This is a genomic window from Aeromonas sp. 604176 (assembly GCF_049170755.1).
Lineage (GTDB): Bacteria > Pseudomonadota > Gammaproteobacteria > Enterobacterales > Aeromonadaceae > Aeromonas > Aeromonas veronii_A.
Window position 1 is genome coordinate 1 of the sequence record NZ_JAAKNE010000153.1, and the last position, 8,017, is coordinate 8,017.

Here is an 8,017-nt window from a genome sequence, read left to right on the forward strand (position 1 = left end):
AGTCTCGCCCTTGAGCTCGACCGCCTTGGCTTCCGCCACCGACAGGTTGCCATCGCCAATCGCCGCCAGGTCGATGCTCGGCAGGTCAGTATCCACTTCATAACCTTCGCTGTCGGTCGCGGTGGCGCTGTTGCCCGCCACGTCGGTGCTGGTCACGCTGGCATCGATGGTGCGGTCGCCATCGGCCGCCAGATCGCTGCCCGCCACCAGGATGGTGAAGCGGCCATCGGCAGCCACTTTGCCGGTGTATTCGGTGTTGTTGACGGTCAGGGTGACGGTGTCCCCTACCTTGAACTCGCCCGTCACGGTGCCGCTGACCGGGATCTGCTGACCCGCTTCAGCGGCGTTGATGACGTCGTCGGCGGTGATGTCGGCATCCAGGGTGATGGCCAGGTCAGGGGCCTTGCTATCAACACTGCCATCGTCGGTAGCGGTACCTGTGTTGCCAGACGGATCGGTGATGCTGGCCGTCACCTTATAGCTGCCTTCCGCCAGCGGAGTAGTGACATCTACGCTGTAACCACCACCCGGTTGCACGATGGCGGTCAACGTTTGTTGAGTGCCATTGGCATCGGTCACGACCAGAGTGACCGTGCTGCCAGCAGGTGCATCCGTAGTGCCCGTAATGGTCGGGGTGGTGTCATTGGTATTGTCAGGTGCATCAACAGTAATCACCGGAGCGGTTACATCCACACTGCCATCATCGGTCGCGGTGCCGGTGTTGCCGGCCGGATCGGTCACGGAAGCCGTCACCTGATAGCCCCCTTCGGCCAGCGGTGTGGCGACATCCACGGTGAAGGTGCCATTAGGTGTGACAATAGTGGTCAGGGTCTGCTGATTGCCGTTGGCATCGGTCACCACCAGGGTCACCGTGCTGCCAGCAGGCGCATCCGTGGTTCCGGTCAGGGTCGGAGTGGTGTCATTGGTATTGTCTGGCGCTACCACGGAGATGGTTGGAGGCGTAAGGTCAAATACCTCATCTTCTCCTGCAGCATCCAGCGGTGGCTCGCCATTGGTGTTGTAGGTGGTATCGAAGGTCGCTTCGGCAATGGTTGCGGAGCCGGTACGGTCGATGGTGACAAAACCGCCGTTGCCACTGGCTCCGGCGACACCACCAACCCCGCCACCACCGGCAGCAGGTGCACCGCCTGCGGCGGAGGCTTCAAAGGCCTGGGTCGGGTCAGCGCCACCCAAAATGGCTTCTTGCAGGGCACTGATATCATCGGGTGTGCCTGCGGCACTGTTTTGCGCCAGCTGGGGAGCAGCTTCCTCTTCGGCAGGCTCACTCTGCTCGCTGGCAGGTTGCACATTGAAAGACTGTCCGCCGCCCATGAAACTGGCGCCATCCGGCGACATGATCACCGCCCCTTTCGGCAGCACATCCCCTTCCACCAGCAACTTGCGGCTACCATCTGCAGCCACCTGATAAACTTGACCTTTGAGCTGGGTGACGGTTACGCCCTGTTCCAGAGTAACGGAATTGGTAATCATGTTCTCTCCTGAATCCTGATTTGCATGCAAAAAGCCACAGCCTACTCTGCACAGAGAGAGAGCAAATAACCAGTTCGAAAATTCGAAAGAATAGACTGATTTGAGGCTGGACCGTTCAGCCAGACAGAAGGGTGACGAGGGGATTACCGAAAAATAAAAACTAAAATTATCAATACATTACATTATCATGACAGGAGCATGACAAGGCATGCTCCTGTCAGAATTAACCCTATGCACCGGCCCAGAGGATGATGGCCAGCAGTTGCGGCGAGATGATCCGCAAGAACATCACCAGCGGGTAGACAGTGGCATAGGAGAGCGCACTGGCACCACTGGTCGGGTGCATGGCGTTGGCAAAGGCCAATGCGGGAGGATCCGTCATGGAGCCAGCCAGCAAGCCACAGAGGGTGAGATAGTTCATCTTGCCATAGAGACGCGCCAGCACCCCGACCACCAGCAAGGGGATCAGGGTAATCGCTGCCCCATATAGCATCCAGGAGGGGCCATCACCGTTGATCAGGGTATCAACAAAGCCGGCCCCTGACTTGAAGCCAACCACCGCCAGAAACAGCACGATCCCGATCTCCCGCAGCGCGAGGTTGGCGCTGGGGGGCATGAACCAGTAGAGCTTGCCGATGCTGCCGATCCGCGACAGGATCAGCGCCACCACCAGCGGCCCCCCCGCCAGACCCAATTTGAGAGCGGCCGGGAATCCGGGCAGGTAGAAGGGGATGGAGCCGAGCAATACGCCGAGGCCAATCCCGATAAATACCGGCAACATCTGCACCTGTTGCAGTTTTTGCTGCACGTTGCCGACCACATTGGTCACGGCCTCGATGGCATCGAGACGACCTACCAGGTTGAGGATGTCACCAAACTGCAGACTGGTCTGGCTGGTCGGTACCAGCTCGATACCGGCCCGGTTGAGGCGCGAGATCACCACGTCATAGCGCTGTTTGATGTCAAGATCGCGGATCTTCTTGCCCAGCACCTGCTCGTTGGTCACCACGACCCGCTCCACCCTCAGGTCGGTACCGCGAGTCGATAGGGAAGTGTCGACCTCTTCACCCAGCACCAGCAACACCTTGTGCAGTGCATGGCGCTCACCAACTAGGTGCAGCAGGTCGCCCAGCTCGATACGGGAATCAGGGCGCGGCACCATCAGCTCGTCGCCACGCTTGAGGCGTGAGCAGATGACATCAGACTCGTCGAGACTCGGGATCTCGCTCAGCATCAAGCCATGCATGTTGGGGTTGCGTACCGCGATGTTGATGGTCTGCAAGCTCTCCTTGGTTTTACCTGTCTGCAACTCGAACTGGGCAGCTTCATCGTCGATCTTGATGCGAAAGAAGACCCTGACCAGCCACATGGTGAGCAAAATGCCGCAGATGCCGAATGGATAGGCCACTGCGTATCCCATCCCCATCAGCCCGGTTGAACCATGGGGAGCTCCCAGCTCCGCCAGGATCTGCTGACCCGCACCAAGAGATGGGGTATTGGTCACGGCACCGGAGAAGACCCCGAGGATCACCGGTAGCGGCACATCAAACAGTTGATGAAGTGCCGCCGCAACGATGCACCCCAGGATAACCAGCAAAGCAGCAAAGGCATTGAGCTTGAGTCCGGAGCTGCGCAATGACGAGAAAAAACCGGGGCCGACCTGAATGCCGATGGTATAGACAAACAGGATCAGGCCAAACTCTTGAATAAAATGGAGTGTTTGCTCATCGAGCGCCAGCTCTGACACCCCGGCAAAGTGACCCACTATGATGCCGCCGAACAGCACCCCACCGATCCCTAACCCAACGCCATAGACTCGCCAGTTTCCAAGCCAGAGTCCCAGCACTGCCACCAGCGACAACATGCTGATGGAAAGCGCGATTTCACTCATTTCGTGCATCCTTTGCGAATTGAACTGGCCCTAGCTTGTCAGCAAACGCTGATGCCAACTGTGTGATACCGCACGAATTTATCCTTTTACGCGCCAAAAATACCAATTAAGGGCTAGTTACAAGACGTTAGGCGACGTAGCCGTAAATGGCCATAAAGTGACAAACGCTGCCACCCAGCACAAAGAGATGCCAGATGGCGTGGTTATAGGGGAGCTGCTTGGCCACATAGAAGATGACCCCGAGGCTGTAGATAAGGCCGCCAAGCCCGAGCAGCAACAACCCCTCACCGGCCAGATGGATATAGAGCTGGTAGATGACCACCAGCGACAGCCAGCCCAACATCAGGTAGGTAAAGAGCGACAACTTCTTGAAGCGGTTGATAAACACCAGCTTGAACACCACCCCGGCCAGCGCCAGGGCCCAGATCACCACCATCAACCCCTTCGCCAACGGCGTATCGAGCGCCACCAGCAGAAAGGGGGTATAGGTGCCGGCAATCAGCAGATAGATGGCACAGTGATCAAACACCTTGCACCAGCGTCTGGCACGCCCTTCAGCCATGCTGTGATAGAGGGTCGAGGCGAGATAGAGCAATACCAAACTGCCGCCATAGAGGCTGTAGCTCACCAGCGCCTGCGTACCCTGTCCCCATCCCTTGATGAGCAACAGCACCAGCCCGACAATCCCCAGCAACAATCCCGCACCGTGACTCAGCCGGTTTGCCAGCTCCTCCCGGGGGGAGTAATCCATCACACCACTCATAACATCGACTCCACAATAACTGTGGCTCACTCTACCCAGCACCATTTCGGAGTACAAGTGTTCGCTTAAAAAATGGGGTGGCTGTCACCCGCCCCCCTTTGGTGTATGCTCTGCCGCCGATGCCCGAGACAAGCGGCATAGACACCTAACCCGGTGACCTGGTCTGGAGAACCTGATGAAGTTGACTGAGTTGTTTGCACAAGCGGATCCCGCCTTTGGCGAGGCGATGAACACCTTGCTGGAGAGCTTCCACCACTCCGACGACAGTCAGGCCCCCTATCAGCGCGACCTGTTCACCCACCAGCTCGATCAATCCCGCATGCCTGCAGTCGGCCAACCTATCGAGGAGTATCTGGCGCGGCTGGCTACTCTGGTACCCGGCGCCTCGCACCTCACCTCGCCACGCTACATGGGCCACATGACGGCGCCCCTGCCGGCCTATACCGCCGAGCTGTCGCGCCTGCTGGTGATGCTCAACCAGAATCCGATGAAGATGGAGTCCTCCCGCCTGCTCAGCTTTCTGGAGCGGGAGGTGCTGGCCAAGCTGCACCGCCTCATCTATGGCAGGGACGATGCCTTCTACGGCGAGCAGATGCATGCCAAGGATGCCGCCCTCGGCGTCATGACCAGCGGCGGCACCATCGCCAACGTCACAGCTCTCTGGCTGGCCCGCAACCGCGCCTGCGGCGACAACCTGTTCGCGCTCTATGAGCAAGGCTATCGCGGTGCAGTCATTCTGGGCTCCCGGCTGATGCACTACTCCTTCGACAAGGGGATGGATCTGCTGGGACTGGGCGCCCGCAGCGTCTGGCGCCTCGAGACCGACGAGCAGAACCGGCTCAGTCTGGCTGCGCTGGAACAGGCGCTGATCCAGTGCAAAGAGCAGAAATTGAAAGTACTGGCATTGGTCGGCGTGGCAGGCAGTACCGACTTTGGCTCCATCGATCCCCTGCCTGAGCTGGCCGCCATCGCCGAACGAGAGCAGATCCACTTCCACGTGGATGCTGCCTGGGGTGGCCCGACCCTCTTCTCCCCCCGCTATCAAGGTCTGCTAGCCGGAATAGAGCAGGCCGACACCGTCACCCTGGATGGTCACAAGCAACTTCTGGTGCCGCTCGGTACCGGCATGCTGCTCTGCCGCCAGCCCGACCTGATGATGGCGGTCAAGCGGGAGGCGCCCTATGCCATTCGCGCCACCTCGTTCGATCAGGGTCGCTTTACCCTGGAGGGCACCCGCCCGGCCAACGCCCTCTATCTGGATGCCGCCTTCCAGCTCTTCGGCCAGCAAGGCTATGCCGAGCTTATCGAAGCCAACTACGACCGAGCCAGACTGATGGCCGAGCTCATCGAAAGCGACCCCGCCTTCGAGTTGATGTCTGCTCCGGTGATGAACCTGCTCTCCTATCGCTGCATCCCGCCCCATCTGCAGGGCAAGGTGCTGGATGAGACGGCCAATGCGCAGATCAACGACTTCAACGTGTCCCTGCAAAAAGCCCAGCGGGCCGAGGGGCACAGCTTTGTCTCCCGCACCCAACGAGCGGTGGTACGCTACGGTGCCCAACCGCTCACCCTGCTGCGCGCCGTGCTGCTCAACCCTCTGATTGAAGAGCGCCATATCCGCGACCTGCTGGCCGATCAGCAGCGACTGGGGATATCCATTGCACGCCAACTGTTTGGCGACGGCACGGAACCGGCGTAAAAATGAGCGGTCTTATTCATTTGCCGTTGTCCGCCATGCAGGTAGACTGGGCGAAATTTGCAGGCCATCTTTGAGGACTAGGCGCCAGACATGAAGCAATTTATTGAATTTATTCCACTTATCGTTTTCTTCGCGGTCTACAAGTTCTACGACATCTACATGGCTACCGGCGCACTGGTGGTGGTCACCGGTCTGCAGCTCGCCTATAGCTGGATCCGCTATCGCAAAGTCGAGAAGATGCAGCTCTTTACCTTCCTGCTGGTCGGCTTCTTCGGCGGCCTCACCGTCTTCTTCCACGATGACACCTTCATCAAGTGGAAAGTGACTGTCATCAACGTGCTGTTCGCACTGGGTCTGCTCATCAGCCGCTACGGCTTTGGCAAGAATCTGATCAAACAGATGTTGGCCAAGGAACTGCAGGCACCCGATGCAGTCTGGGACAAGGTCAATCTCGGCTGGGTCGGCTTCTTTACCGTCTGTGGCCTGCTCAACCTCTATGTGGCATTCAACATGCCGCAAGAGATGTGGGTCAACTTCAAGGTGTTCGGCCTGCTGGGGATGACGCTGGTCTTTACCCTGCTGAGCGGCGTCTACCTCTACCGCCACATCCCTGCCGAGCAGTTGTCCCAGCAAAAAGACGAACTCAAAAAGTAACCCTCATCAGAAAAGGATTGTCTCATGTGGTATCTCATCTACTCCGAAGATGTCCCCGATAGCCTGCCACTGCGCAAGCAAGTTCGCCCTGCCCATCTGGCTCGCCTGCAAGCCCTGCAGGATGAAGGTCGGCTGCTGACCGCCGGCCCCAACCCGGCCATCGATGCCGAGGATCCGGCCGATGCAGGCTTTACCGGCAGCACCGTCATCGCCGAGTTTGCCTCGCAGGCGGATGCCCAAGCCTGGGCCGATGCCGATCCCTATGTGGCAGCTGGCGTCTATGCCAAAGTGACCATCAAGCCGTTCAAGAAAGTCTTTTAAAACTGCGTCAAATACAAAGAGGCAGGAACGGATGTACAACCCGCTCCGGCCTCTTTTTATTGCGCGATGCTCAGCGCACCAACAAGGTCACGCTCTGGCGACAAACCAGGGATTGAGGATATCGGGCTTGTTGTAGGCAAGGGGTGAGCCATCGAGTCGGGTGACGCTGCCGCCCGCCCCCTCCAGCACCGCCTGCGCCGCACCGGTATCCCACTCGCAAGTAGGAGCAAGGCGCGGATAGAGCTCGGCGCCCCCCTCGGCAATGATGCAGAACTTGAGGGAGCTGCCCATCGAGACCAGCTCGATCTCGCCAAAAGGAGCCAAGAAATCGAGGGTCTCCTGCGACAGGTGGTTGCGACTGCCCACCACTCGCCACGCCTCGCCTTCACGATGAGGCCGGGTCTGGATAGGCTCGCGCTTGCCATCGGCGATGCGCCAGGCACCGAGACCCTTTCCGCCATACCAGAGCTTGTCCAGCACTGGGGCATAGACCAGCCCCCAGCGCGGCGCCCCCTCTTCAATCAGCGCGATATTGACGGTGAACTCGCCGTTGCGGGAGACAAACTCCTTGGTGCCATCGAGGGGATCCACCAGCCAGTAGCGTGACCAGCCGTGGCGCGCCGCCATCACCTCGGGCCCCGACTCCTCCGACAACACAGGAATATTAGGAGTCAGCCGTGCCAACCCCTGAACGATCACCTCATGAGCCCCCTTGTCGGCAGCGGTAAGCGGGCTCTCGTCGCTCTTGTACTCCACCGCGAAGGGCTGGCTGTAGATGGCCATGATGGCCGCCCCCGCCGCGCGGGCGACAGGTTCAAGTTCGGTGATATCGGGGTGGTGCAGGGGGTGATCCATAACAATCTCGTCCAACTCACAGAGTCAACCAGTGTAACCCTTTTGACATCAACTGCTTATAGCCGATTGTGCTGGGTTATTACAGCTCTATAGCCGCCAACCCATTGCCCTCACTTGAACAACACCTGAAATAACAAAGGACGCCGTGGCGTCCCTTGTTATTTCTAGCGGCCGGTCTCAGGCCGCGGGCCTATTTTGCAACTCAGATCCCCTGACGGGCTTCCTGCATCAGCAGGCGCATGTCGCTCACGGCTTTGGCCAAACCATCGAAGGCGGCGCGGCCGATGATGGCGTGGCCGATGTTGAGCTCATAGAGCTCGGGGATGGCGGCGATGGCCTTGAC

The 8,017-nt window shown here is 59.0% G+C and carries 8 protein-coding genes; 3 read left to right on the top strand and 5 right to left on the bottom strand.

Annotation, left to right across the window (positions count from 1 at the left end; translation table 11 throughout):
• The 3 genes from G5358_RS19190 to trhA form a co-directional block, all read right to left on the bottom strand.
• Nucleotides 1-1,491 (bottom strand): retention module-containing protein (locus tag G5358_RS19190; RefSeq protein WP_421324723.1); only part of this gene is annotated, 1,491 nt, incomplete at its 3' end.
• 229 nt (nt 1,492-1,720) lie between these two features.
• Entirely contained in the window at nt 1,721-3,382 is a 1,662-nt protein-coding gene (locus G5358_RS19195) for a putative transporter (protein ID WP_216952965.1), read from the bottom strand.
• Between the two features lie 127 nt (nt 3,383-3,509).
• Nucleotides 3,510-4,145 carry a PAQR family membrane homeostasis protein TrhA gene (gene trhA, locus G5358_RS19200; protein WP_158111314.1) on the bottom strand — a complete coding sequence of 212 codons (636 nt, stop codon included), beginning with the start codon at nt 4,143-4,145 and terminating at the stop codon, nt 3,510-3,512.
• Nucleotides 4,146-4,320: 175 nt separating this feature from the next.
• Between trhA and G5358_RS19205 the strand changes: the two genes are divergently transcribed.
• The 3 genes from G5358_RS19205 to G5358_RS19215 all read left to right on the top strand — a co-directional run bounded on the left by G5358_RS19205 (nt 4,321) and on the right by G5358_RS19215 (nt 6,819).
• On the top strand, nt 4,321-5,844 hold the full coding sequence (locus G5358_RS19205; protein WP_216952964.1) for an aminotransferase class V-fold PLP-dependent enzyme: 1,524 nt from the start codon (nt 4,321-4,323) through the stop codon (nt 5,842-5,844).
• A 90-nt stretch (nt 5,845-5,934) separates the two neighbouring features.
• Nucleotides 5,935-6,498, top strand: coding sequence for a septation protein A (locus G5358_RS19210; protein ID WP_216952963.1), 564 nt, complete (start codon nt 5,935-5,937; stop codon nt 6,496-6,498).
• A 24-nt stretch (nt 6,499-6,522) separates the two neighbouring features.
• The gene (locus G5358_RS19215; protein WP_005354350.1) at nt 6,523-6,819 is read left to right on the top strand and encodes a YciI family protein; all 297 of its coding nucleotides are present in this window, start codon (nt 6,523-6,525) and stop codon (nt 6,817-6,819) included.
• Nucleotides 6,820-6,906: 87 nt separating this feature from the next.
• Here G5358_RS19215 and cysQ read toward each other — a convergent pair whose 3' ends face one another.
• Entirely contained in the window at nt 6,907-7,674 is a 768-nt protein-coding gene (gene cysQ / locus G5358_RS19220; RefSeq protein ID WP_410489654.1) for a 3'(2'),5'-bisphosphate nucleotidase CysQ, read from the bottom strand.
• A 202-nt stretch (nt 7,675-7,876) separates the two neighbouring features.
• A partial coding sequence (locus G5358_RS19225) for a pyridoxine 5'-phosphate synthase (RefSeq protein WP_421324724.1) occupies nt 7,877-8,017 on the bottom strand: 141 nt, incomplete at its 5' end.